Annotated in this window: 23 protein-coding genes; 6 read left to right on the forward strand and 17 right to left on the reverse strand. The window is 42.2% G+C overall.

Annotated features, from left to right (window positions below):
- Window positions 1-53 precede the first annotated feature (53 nt).
- The gene (locus tag CYL18_RS11350; RefSeq protein WP_104849631.1) at window positions 54-1259 is read left to right on the forward strand and encodes a nucleotidyltransferase; all 1206 of its coding nucleotides are present in this window, start codon (window positions 54-56) and stop codon (window positions 1257-1259) included.
- 42 nt (window positions 1260-1301) lie between these two features.
- Here the strand turns inward: CYL18_RS11350 and CYL18_RS11355 are convergent, their stop codons facing one another.
- Both CYL18_RS11355 and CYL18_RS11360 read right to left on the reverse strand, forming a co-directional pair.
- Window positions 1302-2318, reverse strand: a complete 1017-nt coding sequence (locus tag CYL18_RS11355) for a SepM family pheromone-processing serine protease (protein WP_330847587.1) — start codon at window positions 2316-2318, stop codon at window positions 1302-1304.
- The gene (locus CYL18_RS11360) at window positions 2319-3104 is read right to left on the reverse strand and encodes a patatin-like phospholipase family protein (RefSeq protein ID WP_104849632.1); all 786 of its coding nucleotides are present in this window, start codon (window positions 3102-3104) and stop codon (window positions 2319-2321) included. It lies immediately after the preceding gene.
- Window positions 3105-3276: 172 nt separating this feature from the next.
- On the opposite strand from CYL18_RS11360, the gene ylbJ reads away from it, so the two are divergent.
- The gene (gene ylbJ / locus CYL18_RS11365) at window positions 3277-4506 is read left to right on the forward strand and encodes a sporulation integral membrane protein YlbJ (RefSeq protein WP_104849633.1); all 1230 of its coding nucleotides are present in this window, start codon (window positions 3277-3279) and stop codon (window positions 4504-4506) included.
- 50 nt (window positions 4507-4556) lie between these two features.
- Here the strand turns inward: ylbJ and coaD are convergent, their stop codons facing one another.
- Together coaD and rsmD are read right to left on the reverse strand one after the other, a co-directional pair.
- Window positions 4557-5039, reverse strand: coding sequence for a pantetheine-phosphate adenylyltransferase (coaD, locus tag CYL18_RS11370; RefSeq protein ID WP_201741271.1), 483 nt, complete (start codon window positions 5037-5039; stop codon window positions 4557-4559).
- A gap of 29 nt (window positions 5040-5068) precedes the next feature.
- Window positions 5069-5632, reverse strand: coding sequence for a 16S rRNA (guanine(966)-N(2))-methyltransferase RsmD (gene rsmD, locus CYL18_RS11375; RefSeq protein ID WP_104849635.1), 564 nt, complete (start codon window positions 5630-5632; stop codon window positions 5069-5071).
- Between the two features lie 329 nt (window positions 5633-5961).
- Here rsmD and CYL18_RS11380 point away from each other — a divergent pair, with 329 nt between their 5' ends.
- Window positions 5962-6354 carry a DUF7147 family protein gene (locus CYL18_RS11380; RefSeq protein ID WP_104849636.1) on the forward strand — a complete coding sequence of 131 codons (393 nt, stop codon included), beginning with the start codon at window positions 5962-5964 and terminating at the stop codon, window positions 6352-6354.
- Window positions 6355-6385: 31 nt separating this feature from the next.
- Here the strand turns inward: CYL18_RS11380 and CYL18_RS11385 are convergent, their stop codons facing one another.
- Window positions 6386-6658 carry a YlbG family protein gene (locus CYL18_RS11385; protein ID WP_104849637.1) on the reverse strand — a complete coding sequence of 91 codons (273 nt, stop codon included), beginning with the start codon at window positions 6656-6658 and terminating at the stop codon, window positions 6386-6388.
- A 96-nt stretch (window positions 6659-6754) separates the two neighbouring features.
- Between CYL18_RS11385 and CYL18_RS11390 the strand changes: the two genes are divergently transcribed.
- The gene (locus CYL18_RS11390; RefSeq protein ID WP_104849638.1) at window positions 6755-7081 is read left to right on the forward strand and encodes a hypothetical protein; all 327 of its coding nucleotides are present in this window, start codon (window positions 6755-6757) and stop codon (window positions 7079-7081) included.
- Window positions 7082-7138: 57 nt separating this feature from the next.
- Here the strand turns inward: CYL18_RS11390 and CYL18_RS11395 are convergent, their stop codons facing one another.
- The 4 genes from CYL18_RS11395 to CYL18_RS11410 form a co-directional block, all read right to left on the reverse strand.
- Window positions 7139-7576 (reverse strand): YlbF family regulator, encoded by a 438-nt coding sequence (locus CYL18_RS11395; protein ID WP_104849639.1) that lies wholly within the window; start codon window positions 7574-7576, stop codon window positions 7139-7141.
- A 162-nt stretch (window positions 7577-7738) separates the two neighbouring features.
- Window positions 7739-7990: a YlbE-like family protein gene (locus CYL18_RS11400; RefSeq protein WP_407984538.1), complete on the reverse strand. Its 252-nt coding sequence runs from the start codon at window positions 7988-7990 to the stop codon at window positions 7739-7741.
- A gap of 12 nt (window positions 7991-8002) precedes the next feature.
- Entirely contained in the window at window positions 8003-8422 is a 420-nt protein-coding gene (locus CYL18_RS11405) for a YlbD family protein (RefSeq protein WP_104849641.1), read from the reverse strand.
- 143 nt (window positions 8423-8565) lie between these two features.
- Window positions 8566-9603 (reverse strand): CAP domain-containing protein, encoded by a 1038-nt coding sequence (locus CYL18_RS11410; protein WP_236636427.1) that lies wholly within the window; start codon window positions 9601-9603, stop codon window positions 8566-8568.
- A 306-nt stretch (window positions 9604-9909) separates the two neighbouring features.
- Between CYL18_RS11410 and CYL18_RS11415 the strand changes: the two genes are divergently transcribed.
- Window positions 9910-10278, forward strand: coding sequence for a YugN family protein (locus CYL18_RS11415; RefSeq protein WP_104849642.1), 369 nt, complete (start codon window positions 9910-9912; stop codon window positions 10276-10278).
- Between the two features lie 45 nt (window positions 10279-10323).
- Here CYL18_RS11415 and CYL18_RS11420 read toward each other — a convergent pair whose 3' ends face one another.
- From CYL18_RS11420 to cyoE, 8 genes are all read right to left on the reverse strand, one after another.
- On the reverse strand, window positions 10324-10821 hold the full coding sequence (locus CYL18_RS11420) for a hypothetical protein (RefSeq protein ID WP_104849643.1): 498 nt from the start codon (window positions 10819-10821) through the stop codon (window positions 10324-10326).
- 78 nt (window positions 10822-10899) lie between these two features.
- Window positions 10900-11367, reverse strand: a complete 468-nt coding sequence (locus tag CYL18_RS11425; RefSeq protein WP_104849644.1) for a DUF420 domain-containing protein — start codon at window positions 11365-11367, stop codon at window positions 10900-10902.
- Window positions 11368-11477: 110 nt separating this feature from the next.
- The gene (gene ctaG, locus CYL18_RS11430; protein ID WP_104849645.1) at window positions 11478-12356 is read right to left on the reverse strand and encodes a cytochrome c oxidase assembly factor CtaG; all 879 of its coding nucleotides are present in this window, start codon (window positions 12354-12356) and stop codon (window positions 11478-11480) included.
- A gap of 209 nt (window positions 12357-12565) precedes the next feature.
- Window positions 12566-12898 (reverse strand): cytochrome c oxidase subunit IVB, encoded by a 333-nt coding sequence (gene ctaF / locus CYL18_RS11435; protein ID WP_104849646.1) that lies wholly within the window; start codon window positions 12896-12898, stop codon window positions 12566-12568.
- A 6-nt stretch (window positions 12899-12904) separates the two neighbouring features.
- A complete protein-coding gene (locus tag CYL18_RS11440; RefSeq protein WP_104849647.1) occupies window positions 12905-13537 on the reverse strand; it encodes a cytochrome (ubi)quinol oxidase subunit III in 633 nt (210 codons plus the stop codon).
- Window positions 13537-15417: a cytochrome c oxidase subunit I gene (ctaD, locus tag CYL18_RS11445; RefSeq protein WP_104849648.1), complete on the reverse strand. Its 1881-nt coding sequence runs from the start codon at window positions 15415-15417 to the stop codon at window positions 13537-13539. The genes CYL18_RS11440 and ctaD overlap by 1 nt, the downstream gene beginning before the upstream one ends.
- Window positions 15418-15450: 33 nt before the next feature.
- Window positions 15451-16521, reverse strand: a complete 1071-nt coding sequence (coxB, locus tag CYL18_RS11450) for a cytochrome c oxidase subunit II (protein ID WP_104849649.1) — start codon at window positions 16519-16521, stop codon at window positions 15451-15453.
- A gap of 90 nt (window positions 16522-16611) precedes the next feature.
- The gene (gene cyoE / locus CYL18_RS11455) at window positions 16612-17574 is read right to left on the reverse strand and encodes a heme o synthase (protein ID WP_407984529.1); all 963 of its coding nucleotides are present in this window, start codon (window positions 17572-17574) and stop codon (window positions 16612-16614) included.
- 540 nt (window positions 17575-18114) lie between these two features.
- Between cyoE and CYL18_RS11460 the strand changes: the two genes are divergently transcribed.
- Complete coding sequence (locus tag CYL18_RS11460; RefSeq protein ID WP_104849650.1) at window positions 18115-19077, forward strand: COX15/CtaA family protein; 963 nt, start codon at window positions 18115-18117, stop codon at window positions 19075-19077.
- The last annotated feature ends 94 nt before the right edge of the window (window positions 19078-19171 follow it).

The raw sequence follows: 19171 nt of genomic DNA on the forward strand, positions 1-19171 counted from the left end.
AGCAACCCGTCATATACTATTAATACACAAAGAACACGTTAGGAGGTCCAACTTTGAAAGCTGCAGGACTAGTTGTCGAATACAATCCATTCCATAATGGCCATCAATATCACCTCGACCAATCACTTGCCCGCACGAAGGCTGACATAGCCGTTGGGGTCATGAGCGGGAATTTCCTCCAAAGAGGCGAGCCTGCCCTCGTAAATAAATGGGCGAGGACAAAGATGGCCTTAAAGGCAGGTGTAGACTTAATTGTTGAGCTGCCCTTCGTCCATGCCGTTCAGAAAGCCGAATACTTCTCTGAAGCAGCCATCCTATTGCTTGAGGAACTACAATGTGAGTGGGTATGCTTCGGAAGCGAGAAAGGTGAGATTGAGCCTTTCACGAATACATACGCCTTATTAGCTGAGCATGCTGACCTTATTGATCAGCAGGCAAAGACCTTCATGAATGCGGGGCATAGTTATCCTAAGGCAATGGCTCTTGCCTATGCAGAACTCAAAAAAAACTATCCAGATATGCTGACCCTAGACCAGCCCAATAATATACTCGGCTTCCATTATGTATCTGCCATCTTAAAAAACAAGCTTTCCATCAAACCCATAACCATACAGCGGACCGGCTCCGGTTATCATGATGCAGCACTGCCGAAGGATTCCATCGCCAGTGCGACTGCCATAAGAAAGGAAATAACGGCAGATGGAAGCCTTAAAGATGTCGCTCGCTTCCTCCCTGGTGCCTCATATGATGTCTTGCGGGATTATCAAGAAGAGATGAGACTTTGGCACACATGGGATTTGTATTGGCCTTATGTAAAGCTGAAACTATTGACTACCTCGCCAAGCGCCCTGAAAGACATATATGAAATGAAAGAAGGGCTTGAAAATCGGCTCGTTACAGCCGCACAAACATCAGCTACCTTTCTTGAATTCATGCAAAAAGTAAAAACGAAGAGATATACATGGACGAGGCTGCAGCGCCTCCTTACCTACTTGCTCATGAACATCACCAATGACGACATCCCGCATACACTCAAGCCAACCTATATTCGTGTGCTTGGCTTCTCCCAAAAGGGACGTGAATATATGCAGTCGCTAAAAAAAGAAAAAGGGCATCTTCTCTTAACCCGGCCTGCTGCTGCGAATGACCCAATCCTGAGTATTGAACAGCGTGCCGCAAATGTACACGCCTCCATCCTTCCTGCTGAGATGTGGCAAAAGGTACAAAAAAGGGAGTATCAGCCGCCAGTCATTATTTAATATAGCGAAAAGGCAATGGGTGATGCCCATTGCCTTTCCTCTTTACTGAATCATTTTCTCCAAATATCCCACCGCATCGTCAAAAGTATCTACTGGGACGATTGTCATATCAGAGCCAATTTCTTTTGCTGTTTTGACAGCTATTTGATAATCAGAGTCTTTAGCTCCTTCTTCATTCGGAGCAAAGAAAATCTCAGCTCCCTCTTCATCAGCGGCAACGATTTTCTGATCAATGCCCCCGATTGGTCCTACTGTTCCATCTTCCGCAATCGTGCCAGTGCCGGCGATTTTTTTGCCAGCTGTATAGTCAATATCAGTTAATTGGTTGTAAATCTCGAGGCTGAACATGAGGCCTGCTGAAGGTCCTCCAATTGTTTCAGTATTGAACTCAACCTCAGGTTCTGTTTTCACGGTGCGGTCCTCTACGAGTGTGATTCCTATCCCAATATTGCCCGTTTCCTTCAGACGCTTAAGGGTGATGGTTTTCTCTAGAGTTTCATCCTCTCGTTCCACCTTCAAGTTCACCTTATCCCCCGCTTTCTTGCTTGAGACATGATTAACGAAGAATTTCTGCGACGTAATCGCTTTTCCATCAACCTCTAAAATACGGTCTCCCGCTTTTAAATTCCCCTCAGCCGGTGTATCCTCACCGACATGTAATATGTATATCCCATCCATCATAACCGTGGCTTCATAGCCTGCTTTCCTATAAGCGTTAAGAATGGCCGTGTTTTGGCTTTCGTCCATCAGCTTCAATTGCCGAACAGAGTACTCTTCATCAGTCTCATCCTCACTCCTGACCTCATTTAGCTGATAGATTTTGTGATAATCAGCCACTTTTGCCCACAGGTAAGAATAAATATTCGCCCGGCCCATCCGAACGGTCGTAAACATGAACTCCCCTTTAGTCTCCTGCCCGTCCTCAACAGTAACATAATCACTGATTACTTCGGCAGATCCGGGTGCCGAAACATAATAAGGTAGTTTATAAAAAGCCGCAATCACCATGATTGCCAACATGAAAATCCATATCTTCCCCGAAAAGTGTTTCTTGTTCAATTATTCATGCTCCTTCCATCGCTCTATCACGTCTTTAATCTCTGGCATCCTCTTCCTTGCCTCTTCTTCTCCCGCCTCAATGATTTCTGGAATATTGGTAAAAGCCATTGAATTATACATTTTTACCGCCGGGTCGAGGGTCACATCCGCCGTGATTCCTCTTGCCTTTACCACTTCCATCTGGAGAATATCCAAGCTCTTCATAATTACATCATAGATGGATTCGACCTTTGATTCCTCATGTGAACTCGATACATCACAGGCAATGACAATATCAGCCCCCATCTCTCGTACGACTGATACAGGTACCCTGTCTATTACGCCGCCATCAACAAGCAGCCTCCCTCCAATCCGCTTGGGTACGAATATTCCCGGCACTGCAATGCTTGCGCGTACAGCTTCATAAACTGGTCCATCCTTAAATATCACCTTTTCTCCCCGCTCAATATCAGTCGCAATGACAGCGAGCGGAATGGAGAGATCTTCAAGCTTTTTATTTTTCGTAAACAATCTTATGTATTCCTCTATTTTCTTCCCTGCCACAAAGCCCATCTTCGGGACGGTCCAATCAAGAAAATACTTTCGCTTGAACTGCAAGGATACCTTCTCTAATAATTCCAGGTCACTTCCGCTCGCATAAAAGCTGCCCATTAGTGCCCCCATACTGCTTCCTGCAATACAATCCACTTTTATTCCCTCTTTATCCAGCTCCTTCAGCAAGCCGATATGCGCAAATCCTCTTGCCCCTCCAGAACCGAGAGCAAGCCCAATTTTAGGATCTCTCATTTTACTGTCTTCCCTTCATCCTAAAGTAGTATCCTTAGTTCTAAAAGTACGTTACATCAGCATATTTTCAAGTATAGGGGACAAACCCTCACCTTCATGACCAAAGGGTATCTCCATCTTATTGTAGCACCTCGTTCAGTAAGGTTAAACCAGATAAGGGAAGGGATCTATATTGAATAAATCGATTTTCAAATCCATCAGCCTGGCTAGTGCGGCCGTATTAATGGCCGCTGCTCTTATTATCATGCCCGAGGAATCATTTGAGGCCTCTGTACGAGGGCTGGATATTTGGCTGGAAATTGTCTTTCCTTCCTTATTGCCATTCCTGATCATATCTGAAATGCTGATTGCTTTTGGCGTAGTGAAATTTCTCGGTGTCTTTTTGGAACCCTTTATGCGGCCGCTATTTAAGGTGCCTGGTGCCGGCGGATTTGTCTGGGCGATGGGGCTCGCTTCCGGTAATCCATCTGGTGCCAAACTCACCGTTCGCCTAAGACAGGATGGCCAGCTGACAAGAGTAGAGGCAGAGCGCTTAGTTTCATTTACCAGCTCTTCCAATCCATTATTTATTTTCGGGGCTGTGTCTGTTGGTTTTTTCTTAAACCCGGAGCTCGGAATCCTGCTTGCTCTCTCTCATTATGCCAGTAATATCGGCGTTGGTCTGGTAATGAGATTCTATGGCCGCAAGGAAGAAAAGAAGCAGCTTGAAGAACAAGGGCAAAACAAGCCTTTTTCTGTTTTAGAGGCTTTTAAAATCATGCACCGCACTCGCTTAAAGGACACGCGGCCTTTCGGAAAAATACTCGGAGAAGCCGTCAGCTCATCTGTTCATACTCTCTTGATGATTGGCGGATTCATCATTATCTTCTCAGTCATTAACAAAGTTTTATTCCTTTTACATATTACCGCATTTGTGGCAGGTTTGTTTTCAAGCGTGTTTAGCTTTCTAAGCTTATCGCAATCCTTAAGCATTCCATTCATCACTGGACTTTTCGAAATGACGTTAGGAAGTCAGCTGACCAGCCAGGTTGAAAATACCACTCTCATGCAGCAGGCAATCATCACCAGCTCTTTATTGGCTTTTAGCGGGTTCAGTATTCAAGCACAAGTAGCAAGCATCCTCGCTGAAACAGATATACGGTTCAGGCCCTTCTTCATGGCAAGACTTCTCCAGACGCTCTTATCCGGCTTGATAACATGGCTTTTATTCAATCCAGTCTACATAGGTCTAAGAAACCGGAGCCAAAACTCCAATGTAGAGGAAACCTTTTCCCCAGGACATGGAACTGCAATAGATATTTTGGGATTTCTCTCCCATAACGGGGCGGTGATTACCCTGATCAGCTTGATGGCCTATTGCTTTTATTTACTATATGCGTATGGCCAATCAACCCATAAATAGAATGAAAAAAGAAGGATTCCCCTCTCACACGGGAACCCTTCTCCTTTAGCTTAGCCCTGCATTTTACGAACAATTGCCTTTTGAACCGGTTCGGGTACCAATTCGCTAATATTGCCGTTATATTTGGCCACTTCCTTGACGATTGAGGAGCTCAGGAAGGAGTATTGATTATTTGTCATGATAAAGAATGTCTCAATCCCCTCATCCAATACCCGATTCATGGAGGTAATTTGCATTTCATATTCGAAGTCTGTCACTGCCCTCAATCCGCGAATCATCGCGCAGGCATTCTTGCTTTTAGCGTAATCCACGGTCAATCCTTGGAAGCTGTCAACTTTAACATTAGGGATATGGGCCGTGGCTTCTTCAATGAGATTCACTCTCTCTTCTACCGTGAACAGTGACTTCTTTGCTGAATTATGTAAAACACCGACATAGACTTCATCAAATACTTTTGCACCGCGCTGGATGATATCCAGATGACCATATGTAATTGGATCAAAGCTCCCAGGACATATCGCAATTTTTTTCACCTTTTCCCCTCCCATCCTATTCACTCTACCTATACTTCATCCTGCGTTCTAAAAAATGAGATAGCCGTTATCCCATACTTTTCATGACGGTATTTCATAAAAGATCCAATTTGTTCTGGCAGCTTCAATTCTTCACCATGCTCACAGATAATTAACCCATCCTCTGACAAAAGATGATTTTCCTCAATTTCATTTAAGATGGCTGGGATCGTATTCGCAATCTTATACGGCGGGTCCATTAAAATAAGATCGAAGGATAATCCTCTTCCTCCCAGTGCCTTGATAGACCGAAGTGCATCACTTCTCAGCACTTCCGATTCCTCCTCCATCTTACAGGCCTGGATATTGGCTTTAATCACCTGCAGGGCTTTTGGGTCTTTCTCAACAAAAATCCCCTTCTCCATCCCCCTGCTTAAGGCTTCTAGACCTAAAGAACCGCTCCCTGAGAACAAGTCTAACACCATTCCACCATCAAAGTAGGGACCGATGATATTAAACAAAGATTCCTTTACCTTATCAGTCGTAGGCCGCGTCGTCATGCCTTGTACAGCTTTTAATGGCCTTCCTTTGCAAACACCTGAAATGACTCTCATCATACTGTCACCAAATTTCTTCAATATTCAACTTCTCAAATATCCTACCATAAAATTTCCTGCTTTCACAATTCAGAACGGAAATTTCCGTTTTCCATGAATAGACATGCATTTTATGGCCATACTGTTAGTAACAGCATCTCTAACTGATGTTGTTGCCAACCGCGGAGAAGACTTACGTTTCCCCATAAGTTCTTCCTCCGGTTTCTCCTCTCCCTTTGCCTTCTGTCCTCCAACGCTTGGAGGCATATAGAAGGACCCTGCGAATGATTTCGCAGGGCTTTTTTTATGGTACACTGTTGGTAGTATTTTCAGAGGAGGTTTATTAGATGAATCAACGTTTTATTGAGCTGGGCCAAGGCTTCTCAGATCTTTATGAACTGCTAGAGCTAGCCAAGTCCAATGCATACCGGGTGCATTACTTCCTATGCTTGGAAGCCGTATCCGCCAAAGGCAAAAAGGGGATGTCCTTTGTGCTTGTCCTGAAGAAATCCTCTTATGGAGACTTCATTCCTTTATATATTTGCAGGGAGGGCATTCCTGTCATTGAAGGAAAGGTCACCAAGAGATATGAACTATTTGAACAGGCAGCCAAGGAACAGGAAAAGAATGTCATACATATGGAGGTTCGCCATTCTGATTCATTTGCCGACATAGATCTTTATTACCAATATTTAGTTGGCATCTTGAGGATGAACCGATACCTTCCACCGTTGCAATAGTAAAAGAACCGGACAATATCTGTCCGGTTCTTTATATGCCAATCTTGTACTCGTCTTTTTCTTTCTCGTGTTTCTTGCTTTCAAATTCAGTTTTAATGAATGGCTTCTGCGAGAGATCCACTCGTTTTACAAATGAATAGGATGTTAATTTCTGCGTCACGGCATCAATATCATCCATATTTACATATAATACAGCATATTTTAATTTGCGCGAAACATAATGGAGATTTCCAATTTTACGCAATGTTTTTACCTGCTTTAAACTATGCAGCCATACAATTAGGCTTTGTCTTTCTACAAACATAATCATTCCCCTTTAAGCTGCCATTTAGGATAAGTGTACCACAAGTGCAAAATGGGTATCAATACTTACAAAATTGTTTAGGAAAGAGAGGAAGATATGGACCTTGATATTATTTGGCTCAATTTTCTCACCGCTCTCGAACAATCGGCTTCCATCATCGAAGCCAAACGAATGGTTTATGCCGGGATACCGTTTCTTTATATAACCGCTAAAGAGAACGATATCAGGCTTGGCGAACTTGAAAGGGAAATCGCACTCTCTGCGGGAGCCGTAATGAAAGGACATCAGCTTCATTCTAAGACCCAATTCATCAGGAATGAAGCTGCCCTTTTCGTATTCAAGCATCGCTTCCTCGTCCCTCAGCGAAAAATGTTTTGCTGCGGCAATGAATGCGCAGATTGCATACGCTTTCTCCCCTCTTAAGGAAAAAGACAACCCCGTTAAACAGGATTGTCCTTTATCCGCTGACGCAGTCAAATACTAGGAACAGCCGCAGCTGCCACCGCTTCCACAGCCTCCGCCGCATGAAGACTCAAAGAATGGATTGCCTGTGGGCACCTTTATATGCGGGGATACAGAATGACCAAGCAGCATGCTGATTTCATCTAACAATTGCTGCAGGCTATTCTCAGCTTGTTTATATACAATAATGGATGGATGTAAATCCATTTCTCTTTTTGCCTCACGAGTAGCTTTTGTCACCGTCTTATAATCCGGATGATACCTTCCAAAACGCTGGACCTCTTCATAGGAATCCTTCATGGCATTGAAGGTTTGTATTTTTTCTTGTGCAACGGGGTCCAAGTTCATCTTTCTGAGGCTGTCTAGATAATGAAGCCCCACCTCTGATTGGATGATCTCTTGAGCTAATCTTTCCGCCTGATCCATTATTTCTACGGTTTCAATAGTAGCAAGCATAAAATACTCACCTCCCGCTTCATTTTAACATGTATTTACATGATAAGCGAATCCTTCCTCACCATAAGAGACCAAAGTCGAATGGATATAACAATAGGTAAATAGGCCAAATAAAAAAGCAGCGAAGCGCCCTTCTCCTTCAGCTGCTGATTCAAAGACTAATCATGAACCTCTATTCATGGACATTGACTGAAACATTGAAACCATCATAGAGGCCATTTGGACACTGTTCGATAGCTGCAAGACCCGGTCTGGAATGGATTTCTTAAAAAAATATTTAGATTCCGTTTCAAAGACCGAGAAATCCTGCGGATTTCGCGACAGCCTCCGATACCACATCGGCTGCTGCCTCAAAAAATCCCGTAAATCCTCGTTTCCCTGAATCTGTTCATATACATCCTGTCTCAGAGAGATTCACCCCTTCCATTAGTCTTGACGAAAACTGAATGGATGTTTGCTAGCAGGCGGGGATGGGGGCTGTTCATTCTTGCCTGAAGATGACTGAAACTGGGAGATTACACCCTGAATGGCTCCTAATGCTTGGCTTATATTGGCTATTTGTTTCTGTATTTGTTCAGGGTCCATATTCTTCAATTGACTGAATAACTGTGAGATTAGTTCAATCTTCTCCCCTTTTTGCGGAGTCTCCTCCTTAGCTTCCGGCTCTTCTGATTTACCATCCCTGTATTCTGTCCATCGTTCATCATTTTCACCAAGCAACGACCAATCTTCATAAAGGTCCTGCCATGTCTTTTTGCCCAGCCTCACATCTCTGACTATTTTAGGGTTATCCTTTAAAAATTGCTTGAATTCCCTCACGGAAGGATGCAGCTTAGAATCATCCATTTCCCTCACCTCATCACAAGACATTCGCCTATAGCACAGTATATGTTCCTGACCGCAAAAATGTGAGCAATGAGCAGTCCCATTCTGACCATACAAAAATGGAGCTTAAAAAAGAAAATCTCTTTTTAAAGCTCTATTTATGATTAGCGAATACCGATAAAATTCTGGGTATAGTATTTATGGTATACGCCTACTCCTAAATGCGTATAATCCTTATTCAGCATATTTTCTCGATGCCCCTTGCTGTTCAGCCACCCCTCAACAGCCGCAACCGCATCAGAATAATTGGCTGCAATATTTTCACCAGCTGTCATATAAGGTACATTGCCTCTCTTCAGGCGGTCAGCCAATGTACTTCCATCGATAGATTCATGAGAGAAATAGTCATTCTCCATCATGTCCTCACTATGCAAAAAGGCCACTGCTGACGCTTCTTCATCTGACTGTAAAACCGATAATTCCATGCGTGCGCGAATGATATTCGTTAAATCCAATACTTGAGCTTCACTGCCTGCCTCAATTTGTCTCCACTCTTCCTCTGTTGGTTCAGGTGCTTCATGAAGTTTGCCACGATAGGTCAATTCATAGGGACGATGCAGAATGAGCGTCTCCTTATCCATATATCTGACACCCGATACCTCCCCTAAAAATTTATCTAAATATACTTGAGCATAAATATCTCCCAATTTTACAAGCGGGCGGTAATGCAAGTCTTCCTCTGACAGCTCGAAGCGATATGTTGTGCCATTATATTTCACTTCCACAAAACTATTCATATTCAGCCTCTTATAGAGAGTATCTACTTCCTGACCAATATAAAAGGGGTATAAATCAGCTTCCTCTGCCGAGCTGAAGAGCGTAGCGATTTTATTATCTTCGTTCACACCGAATTGAGCATAGCCGCCTAGCGGATCATTGTACACCCACCATTCATAGCCATATGCGGACAAATCAACGCGGTTTGGTTCACCTATTTCCTCAATCAGCTCTTTACCTGTCTTGCCAATCCATATCGCTAGTCCTTGGTTTGGGTTGGTGCCGTCTTCGGAGAAGCTTTCAATCGGGTCATTTTCTTTTTCTTGAGTTTCTTCATGGTTAACCGTATTTTTCTCAATCAGGGCAGAATCATCTTGTTCATCCTTCCAAACAGAAAAATAGAAGGTCCCTGCTAAGATCATCATCAAACTAATGAATATTCTAAAAAGAGCTTTCAGATCTAGCCCTCCTAACATTAATACTATATTCGCTATTAGTATAACATTATCACCCGCTCAAAATATACGATTACATCTTAGCAAATGCCGGAGAGCAGCATACATGATAAGAAATCACAATAAAAATCGAAAAATGCCGTTCTTTTCCGCACTGTCGCATAAATTCTCAAACAATTGTTTGCAGTTATGACAAATTCATACTATTATTAAAAATGAGAATTTCCAAAACTTGTTTATCTTTTTCACTGTATATAGGATGGGAGGAATGGAGAAATGAAATTTGAAAATACTGGTCTGGAAAAATATCAAGTTGACCTTAATCGACTTGACGAGGTCATGCATGAAAATGGACTAGTTCGTGCTGAACAATGGGATTACGAACGTGTATCCTATGACAAGAAATTCGAAATAAAGGATGGTACATATTATCTTCGAGTGTTTGGATATGCTGTTGAAGGGGATGTAGGGGCGCATCGCGCAACCATTCAATTGCTGACTCCTGTACTAGGAAAGCATTATTATCCTCACGGTGTTGAATACGGCGAAAACGAGTATTTCCCTGAATCACTCCAAAAGCAATGTGAAGCAACCTTGGCTGCCGTTAAAGCTGAGCTCGACATCTTTGTCGAAGTGTTCGAATAATGTCATTAAAGCCTGCGGATATCTTCCCTGATTCCGAGGCTTTTTTTATGATATTTTGCGAACAAGCTGTATGTAGCCACCCTTTTCAAAACAATGAAATCCTTTTTGTTCAAGCATCGCTTTAGCCATGAATGCTTCTTCCTTCATTTCTGTTAAAACATACTTGACCTTCGTTTTAGCTAAGAAACAGAGCAGCCAATCAACACTATCCTCCGTATAAGCTATTTCACTATCAACCGTGTCAAACGAAAAGGTGAACTGAAGCGTATGATCATCATACTTTCTCTTTCCTAGAATCAATTCTCCTATCATTCTCCTTTTCTGAATATCAATCACATACCACAACCAAGAAAGCGGTTCCAATTCAAGCTCAAGTCCTTCAATTATCAAGGGCAATATCGCCCTTGCCCGAATAGTTGGAAAAGTCTCCGGTATATCGATTGGAGCAAACTCCCTGAGAGTATTGCCATGTAATAAAAGTGACCTTGCCATCGATATTGAACATGGCATAAAAACCAAATGTTCTGTCCCTTGCTCATTCATGGCCACACCTCCGCATAATCAATAAAAAAGACTGTCTCTAATAACTTATGAGACAGTCCTTTTTTCATATGCTATTTTTTATAGACCGAGGATGGCTTTAAAGACGCTTGTTGTCTCTCCGCCTTTATAGATTACATACAAAAGCATGTACACAGCTACTCCAGCAAAAGCATTCGGAATCCAGATGGCACTGGCAATCGGTCCAATCTTTCTATGTTTCACGAAATTCTTCTTATAGCCATAATAAAGGGACATAATGCCGAGGACCGCCCCGATAGTGGCGAAGCTGATATGCAGGATCAAGAAAATCGTGTAATAGATCTTCAATGAATCCGGTCCGCCAAACGCTGTGTTTCCGATGAAGATTGTTCTGCTCGCATAGATGATGAAAAACACAACCGCAAAGACCGCTGCCCAAAACATGAGTTTCTGATGGGTCTCTCTATTTTTCTTTTTGATTTGCCAAACCCCAAACGCAACTAAGACTGCACTAATGACGATACAGGCTGTACTGATGGTTGGCAAAATAGGAATGGAACTGCTCATGATATTGAACCTCGTTTCTTGCATTCTATTTCATTATTTTAAGTTTAAGATATATACATATTTTTCTCAATGAGCTATTAAAAAGTTCACCATATTGAAACAACTTAGCACTATCTTAAATGAGGATTTGCCTCTAAATACTTCTCCGTTGCATCATCAGCTTTCTTGGAATCATCTCTAAACCAGGCAAAGAACGTCGTTGCCAGGAAAATGCCATAAACAATCTCCTGAATGATTTTCATGATTACACCGCCTGTTTGCTGATCCTCCAAAACAGGCATGGAAATAAACATTTCAGGTCCGCTCAAATTCAGGCCTGCCAAAGTTCCAGCTGGAACACAAAGCTTCAAGGCTTCTGCCCATATTGCAGGGTCTGAATATGTGGCATACATCGGTGCCTTCGCAAAAATGATGAGTGCGCACGCAGGTGTAATCAAGATTCCATTGGCAAAAATATAGCCAATCTTCTTCAAACCGGAGAGCTGAACACTCCCCTCCACCCTATTAACGAGATGCCACCACATAAACAAGGATGAGACAAACAATATACCCGTAAATAGTGTATGGAGCACCATGTTTACCTTCACAACGTCAAAAATGGACGGAACATGATAGAACGAGAAAACACCATTAAAAAAGATTAACGTGAATAACGGATTGGATATCACGGAAAACCATTTCTTAAAGACAAATTTCCTGTAAATCCATTCAGGAATTCCAAGTAGCAGAAGCGGCGGAATGACCAAAAACAAAACAGCCATCTGCACCATATGGACGGAGAAAGATAGATGGCCAAGCAAATCAACCGGAGACCCTTTGGTGATATAAAAAAGAATCATGGCACCAGTAAAGTACAGGCCCTCTTTTTTATTGAAATTCTCCCTTGCCCTAAAGTAGGTTACATAAAAATACGCAAGGATAACAACTAACGTACTCACAAGAAGATACGGACTCCATAAAGCCTCGAACCCAAACATTTGTATATTCATTTCGAATTCCACCTTTAACTATCATGATTGATTATCCTGCGGCAGAAATGTTAGCAATTCATTTAAAAGGCTCTGTTAAACGGTACCCAACGTTTCATTTTCCACCTGATACCGTTGGTGTTTGAGTACCGTCATGCATGGAACACAGTTTAACAGAGCCTTCTAAAAAAATCGGCCTAACACATAGCGTTAAGCCGATTCCTCATTCTTTAAATCCACACAATAAGAACAAAAGCGACAACAGCAGAAAGACCAATTAATAAACCTGTATACAAGAAAGTAGCAATCGTCCCATGTCCCTTTTGGCTCATATGCATAAAGTAATACAATTGAAAGACTACTTGTATGATTGCCAGCAGGAGAATGAATGGCTTCACAAACCATTTGGAATAGCCATCATATCCGACTGCGAAGAAGGCAATCACTGTCAGGAAGATCATTAGGATAAATGTGATAACCTGTCTCTTCATATCTTCAGCATGTTTTTTGCGTCTATATTTCAGGGCTTCTTTACTAAGATGAGTATGCGCATGATTTTCCATCTACTATCACCCCACTATTCCCATTAAGTATACTACCGTGAAAATGAAGACCCATACAACATCGATGAAGTGCCAGTATAGGCTCGCGATATAGAACTTTGGTGCATTCGTTAATGTAAGGCCGTGTTTAGAGTTTCTGAGCATCAATGTCGTAATCCACAAAAGCCCGAACGTTACGTGGGCCCCGTGGAAGCCGACCAGCGTATAGAAGGCTGAACCGAAAGCAGACCCAGTGAAAGTAAAATGGTACTCATGTACATAATGATTAAATTCATAGATCTCGAGAATAAGGAAGGCGAGACCTAAAACAACTGTTATCAAAAGCCAAAATTGCATTTGTTTAAAATCAAAATTCTTCATATGGTACATCGCATAAACGCTGGTCAAAGAGCTGGTCAACAGGAGCATCGTAGCTAAAAACGCAAGCGGCAATCCAAATATATCAGCCGCAAGCGGCAAATCCTTATTAGCCGGTACACTGTCCTTCAATGCTAAGTATGTAGCAAACAAGGATGCGAATAAAACTGTTTCAGCAGCAATGAAGAGCCAGAAACCAAGAAATTTATGCTTGCCTTCTTCCGTGAATCGCTCCGGGTGGGATGGCCATGTTTCAGGAGTGAATTTTTGCTGCACTGCCATTATAGATCAACCCCCTTATCATCTTTGTGCTCGGAAGCGATTAAATCCTCTTTATGGATATGATAGCCAGGGTCGTCTTTCATGGCACGAACCAGCATAGCTCCAAAGGTAATCAACAAGCCAAGAATCATAACCGGTACCGTCCATTCTTTATCTGTTGCATTATACAATGCACCAAATGCGGCAATGAACAAGCCGAGGGATATGAATATCGGTAAAATGGACCCGCTAGGCATATGGATATCACCAAGCGGTTCAGCTGGCGTCAGTGATTTACGGCCCTCCATCTTCTCTATCCACCATGTATCATAACCTCTCACAAGCGGAAGCCTATCAAAGTTATGCTCAGGCGGCGGAGATGGGATTGCCCACTCTAATGTCCGTCCATCATTCCATGGGTCATTGCCGACTTTAACATTTCTGATGGAAGTCATCACGACATTAATCAATAAGATAATAACCGCCACGGCCATCAAGAAAGCCCCTATTGTTGAGATCAGGTTGGCATTGTTCCAGCCCTGCCCATCGAGATAGGTGAACACACGTCTTGGCATGCCAAGCAGTCCAAGAAAATGCTGGATGAAGAATGTCAGATGGAATCCAATCAAGAATAACCAGAAAGTGACCTTCCCCCAAAATTCATTCAACATTGTTCCAAACATTTTCGGCCAGTAGAAATGCGTACCTGCCAATAAGGCTAATACAACTCCACCTACGATAACATAGTGGAAGTGAGCGACAACGAAATAGCTGTCATGATACTGGTAATCTGCCGGTGCTGCTGCATTCATGATACCCGTCACACCGCCCATTACAAACGAAGGAATGAAGGCAACTGAATAAAGCATCGGGGTTGTAAACGTTATTCGACCACCCCACATCGTAAACAGCCAGTTGAAAATTTTAATCCCTGTCGGCACCGCGATGGCCATTGTAGCAACTGCGAAAATGGCATTGGCAACCGGTCCCATTCCAACCGTAAACATATGGTGAGCCCATACCATGAAGCCAAGGAATCCAATCAAAATGGTGGCGAACACCATCGATGAATAACCGAAAAGCCTTTTCCGGGAAAACGTCGGAATAATTTCTGAGAATATACCGAAAGCTGGCAATACTAGAATATAAACTTCCGGGTGTCCAAATATCCAGAATAAATGCTCCCAGATAATTGTGTTACCGCCCATAGCCGTTACGAAGAAGTTTGAGCCAAACATGCGGTCAAACATCATCAGTGTTAAGCCGACTGTAAGCGGAGGAAATGCAAATAGGATAAGCGCAGATGCCACAAAAGTTGTCCAAGTGAACAATGGCATACGCATAAAGGTCATTCCTGGTGCACGCATATTTATGATGGTCACTAAGAAGTTAATACCCCCGATTAACGTCCCAATACCTGATATCTGGAGACCAAGCACATAAAAGTCAATTCCATGACCGCTTGATTCTAGTGACAGAGACGCATAAGACGTCCAGCCCGCATCAGGTGCTCCTCCCATAAACCAGCTCAGGTTCAAAAAGATTCCGCCAAAGAAGAACAGCCAAAATCCCAATGAGTTCAAAAACGGGAATGCAACGTCACGCGCACCGATTTGCAGCGGCATGATTGCATTCATAAATCCTAATAACAGCGGCATCGCAGCAAGGAAAATCATCGTTGTTCCATGCATCGTAATAATTTCGTTGAACGTTCCGCCACTAATAAAATCATTCTCAGGCTTCGCAAGCTGAATCCTGATAAACATGGCTTCGAGACCGCCGACGAGGAAGAAAAAACCTCCAGCAATCAAATATAACTTGGCGATTTTTTTGTGGTCAACCGTTGTCAGGTAGTCCCAAATCGTCCCAAGAAACCCCTTTTTCTGAGTAAGAGTACTCACTGATAAACCTCCCCTTTGCAACCTTAGAATCTCTTAATCTTCAACGGATAAGGTTCCTAAGTATTTTGTTAGCGCATTAATCTGTTCATCGGTTAGTTCTCCATATGTATCTGTCATTTTATTTCCTTCTTTAAGTGCCTCAGGATCTTCTAACCATTTCTTTACGTTTTCCTCGTTATTTTTTAGATAACCGGCAACTAGTTCGCGATCGGCGAAGTTCGCTAAGTTCGGGGCAAGCCTAGCCTGTTCCGGCCTTTGGTCATTAGTGTCAATGGCATGACAGCCAATACAGCTCTTGTTGAATATTTCCTGTCCCTCTTGTGCAGTAGCATCTGTCAATTCTACTTCAGATTGCTTCGTTTCCTTCATCTCAGCCACCCAAGCATCATACTCATCCCTAGGCAATGCTTTGACCTTGAAATCCATTAATGCATGAGAAGGTCCGCAAAGCTCAGCACATTTTCCGTAGAAAACCCTCTCTGCCTCTTCGCTTTTCTCATCATCGAACTCGAGCCAGAATTCATTTACATTGTCTGTATTCGTATCGAGCTTACCTCCTGCTGATGGCACCCAGAATGAGTGTTTAACATCAGAGGCCTTCAGATTAAAGTAAACCTTTTCATCCGTTGGCACAACGAGCTCCTGTCCAGTGACAATCCCGTCATTTGGGTATTCAAACTCCCACCAATATAAACTGGCCCTAACATTAATTTGTACTGCAGTAGGATTCCCATCTTTGTCCTTTCCGTCCTTTGCCGATACGTCAGAGAAATAAAACGTATAGTAAATAGTCGGAACAGCCAATATGATAAGCAATACAATCGGGATGACTGTCCAAAGAATCTCCAGCTTGTGATTGCCTTCAATTTGCTTTGGAATCGAGTTATCCCCTTTCCTACGACGAAATCTTAAAATTGCGAGAACAAACAAAATTACGACAACTACGATGACTAAAACCATGATAGCAGTACTTAAAACCATTAAGTCATATTGCTTCTTCGCGACCTCTCCCGCAGGGTTCAACGCTGATAAATGCGGTAGCCCGCATCCGGATAAAATTAGCGTGAACACTGCAATCAAGGAAGCAATTCGCCATTTTTTCATAGCAATGATCTACCCCTCTTCCGTGAAAAATTTCTTCTTTCCAAAGGACCATGTATATAATGAATTTCTTAAAGAAAGAACCCCCATTGTTCAAAAAAGGTTAATCAAAGATACAATAACCATAGAAACGAAAGATATCGTCATATAATTCAATGAATATATGAACATCTTATTAGCCCACTTCAAGTCTTCTTCCTTCGTGAATTTCTTTTTGAAGGAGAACCCCTTAAAACTTAATAATAGCCAGCCAATATTCAACAAAGTAATCAGCACAACAATCGACATGCCAACAGGTGCTAACAGAAATGGGATTGGCAATAATAAAGCGACCCATATGAGTATATGAACCTTTGTTGAATGGAATCCTTTCACCACAGGAAGCATCGGAATTCCGGCTGCCCGGTATTCTTCCGTCCTCTTCATAGCAAGTGCATAGAAGTGAGGCGGCTGCCAAACAAACATGAGTAAAAACAGTCCCCATGCAACCGGGTGAAGAGCTGGGTCAACAACTGCCCATCCAATTAACGGCGGCATCGCTCCAGATATACTTCCCACGACAGTGTTCGATACGATTCTTCGTTTTGTCCACATTGTATACATTACGACATAGGCAAAAACCCCAAACAAGCCAAGCAGGGCAGCTGCAGGAGAAGCGACCAGGAGCATAAGAGAGCCAATAATGACCATGGACAATCCCATATAAAGCACCTTTAAAGGATTAACTTTGCCCGTTACAGTTGGACGTTTTTTCGTCCGCTCCATGAAATGGTCAATATCCCTGTCAATATAATTATTCAAGCATCCTGACCCGCCTATGATTAGCGCAATACCAATAACTCCAAGCAAAACAATATCCAAGTTAGCAAAAAAATGCTGATCAGTGAAATATAATCCCAGCCATATCCCTGTAAATGCTGTAATCACATTTGAGTTTACGATTCCTACTTTTATCAATACCAGAAAGTCCTTCAAAAGAGTGTTCCCCGTTTCCTTCTCCGTTTTCAGGCCTTCTTGGTTTTCAAATGAGGTATGTGCAGCTGCTTTCGATTCCACGGATGATCCCCCCAATCAAATAAATAAATTCCAAGCTATGCGATGAAGCTTCCATTTGGCCATAGTGATGTTTTTCCAATATTTTACCTATATATATTTAAACATAGAATTGCCATAACATGTGAATGAAATTTGTCTAAATTATGTAATATGCGTGACGATGTAATTATATAGCGGTAAATCTAACCTGTAAATGATTATATTGTGACATTTTGTCAAATATATGAAAAATATAAACTCTTTCTTATTTCTAACAAACTATACCATATCTTTCAACTATTACCTCTTTATTGTATATAAATTCTCCATCTTTCCCCCCTATCCTATCATAGAGTACAGTTATTCTGCATACTATTCGCCTATAATAAGTCTTCAGCTTTTAATGCAATGAACAGGGAAAAATGAAATATTTCCTTTGTAATTCCATTAAATATTCATTATGATATGTAAGTAATGATTATCCAAGATTGGTATTTTTAGCATATAAACTCTATCACTGCACAAAAGTCTACTACTAAAAAAAGCAGGTGTATATTCAACATGCATACAAAGTTAAAGTGGTTTTCGGTAATGACAACCTTTGTCATGCTTTGCATCCTACTCGGGGGAGCACTTGTCACAAAAACAGACTCCGGTATGGGCTGCGGCCGTTCATGGCCCCTCTGTCACGGTCAGCTGATTCCTGACAACATCACACCTGAGCTTATCATTGAACTGGCTCATCGGCTATTCAGCGGAATAGGCACTTTCATGGTTGCCGGACTAGCTCTTTGGTCTTGGAAGACGATCGGTCATATAAGAGAAACAAAATTTCTCGCTATCCTTTCTGTTTCTTTTTTGCTCATTCAGGCATTAATTGGTGCGGCAGCAGTTATCTGGAGTCAGTCTGATTTTGTTATGGCTCTTCATTTCGGCATTTCACTGATTTCCTTTGCAGCGGTGCTGCTTCTTACGCTTCTGATATTTGAGGTAGATAAGAAATTCGATGCAGATAAGCTGATTCTGCCTAGACGAGTCTCATTCCATTTCATTGCCATCACCATTTATTCTTATTTAGTCATCTATAGCGGAGCTCTAGTCCGGCATACCGAAGCAAGCCTTGTCTGTCCAGATTGGCCTTTTTGTTTCAATAATGCCATTGGCTTTAACTATAATATTTATCAATGGATTCAGATGGGACACAGGCTCGCGGCCGGCTTATTATTTATTTGGATTGTCTATTTGGCGTTTGTCATCTGGAGGCACCATAGGGATATCAAAGTACTGTTCCACGGCTGGAACATCTCCCTTATCTTAGTTTGCTTGCAAGTGATTGCGGGCGCATTTATTATCTATACCCGTTCAAACCTTTATATAGCCTTGATGCACGCATTATTTATCTCTTGCCTATTTGGTGTCTTTTCTTATTTCCTCTTGCTCGTGTCAAGGAATAAGAAGAATATCCAGAAATCCTTGCTTTCCAGTAAAGAAGCAGATTCAAATACAACGTATAAAGCGTTATAAGACACCCAATCTCGATACTCGTAATATCTTACACCCACGAAAAAAAGAGCTGCACAGAGGCCTACATAGCCTCTTTTGCAGCTCTTCTTCATTT

The sequence above is a fragment of the Pradoshia eiseniae genome, from assembly GCF_002946355.1.
Lineage (GTDB): Bacteria > Bacillota > Bacilli > Bacillales > Pradoshiaceae > Pradoshia > Pradoshia eiseniae.

Excerpts from the sequence above, each read along its gene's own strand:
- CYL18_RS11425 (WP_104849644.1), bottom strand. The coding sequence starts at position 11,367 with ATGAGCAGTTCCATTCCTATTTTGCCAACCATCAGTACAGCCTGTATC.
- CYL18_RS11440 (WP_104849647.1), bottom strand. The coding sequence starts at position 13,537 with ATGGCAGTGCAGCAAAAATTCACTCCTGAAACATGGCCATCCCACCCG.
- CYL18_RS11380 (WP_104849636.1), top strand. The coding sequence starts at position 5,962 with ATGAATCAACGTTTTATTGAGCTGGGCCAAGGCTTCTCAGATCTTTAT.
- coxB (WP_104849649.1), bottom strand. The coding sequence starts at position 16,521 with ATGAAAAAATGGCGAATTGCTTCCTTGATTGCAGTGTTCACGCTAATT.
- rsmD (WP_104849635.1), bottom strand. The coding sequence starts at position 5,632 with ATGAGAGTCATTTCAGGTGTTTGCAAAGGAAGGCCATTAAAAGCTGTA.
- CYL18_RS11460 (WP_104849650.1), top strand. The coding sequence starts at position 18,115 with ATGCATACAAAGTTAAAGTGGTTTTCGGTAATGACAACCTTTGTCATG.
- CYL18_RS11410 (WP_236636427.1), bottom strand. The coding sequence starts at position 9,603 with ATGATGATCTTAGCAGGGACCTTCTATTTTTCTGTTTGGAAGGATGAA.
- CYL18_RS11420 (WP_104849643.1), bottom strand. The coding sequence starts at position 10,821 with ATGAATGAGCAAGGGACAGAACATTTGGTTTTTATGCCATGTTCAATA.
- CYL18_RS11415 (WP_104849642.1), top strand. The coding sequence starts at position 9,910 with ATGAAATTTGAAAATACTGGTCTGGAAAAATATCAAGTTGACCTTAAT.
- ctaG (WP_104849645.1), bottom strand. The coding sequence starts at position 12,356 with ATGAATATACAAATGTTTGGGTTCGAGGCTTTATGGAGTCCGTATCTT.
- CYL18_RS11395 (WP_104849639.1), bottom strand. The coding sequence starts at position 7,576 with ATGCTTGCTACTATTGAAACCGTAGAAATAATGGATCAGGCGGAAAGA.
- CYL18_RS11385 (WP_104849637.1), bottom strand. The coding sequence starts at position 6,658 with ATGTTTGTAGAAAGACAAAGCCTAATTGTATGGCTGCATAGTTTAAAG.
- CYL18_RS11405 (WP_104849641.1), bottom strand. The coding sequence starts at position 8,422 with ATGGATGATTCTAAGCTGCATCCTTCCGTGAGGGAATTCAAGCAATTT.
- CYL18_RS11390 (WP_104849638.1), top strand. The coding sequence starts at position 6,755 with ATGGACCTTGATATTATTTGGCTCAATTTTCTCACCGCTCTCGAACAA.
- ctaF (WP_104849646.1), bottom strand. The coding sequence starts at position 12,898 with ATGGAAAATCATGCGCATACTCATCTTAGTAAAGAAGCCCTGAAATAT.
- CYL18_RS11360 (WP_104849632.1), bottom strand. The coding sequence starts at position 3,104 with ATGAGAGATCCTAAAATTGGGCTTGCTCTCGGTTCTGGAGGGGCAAGA.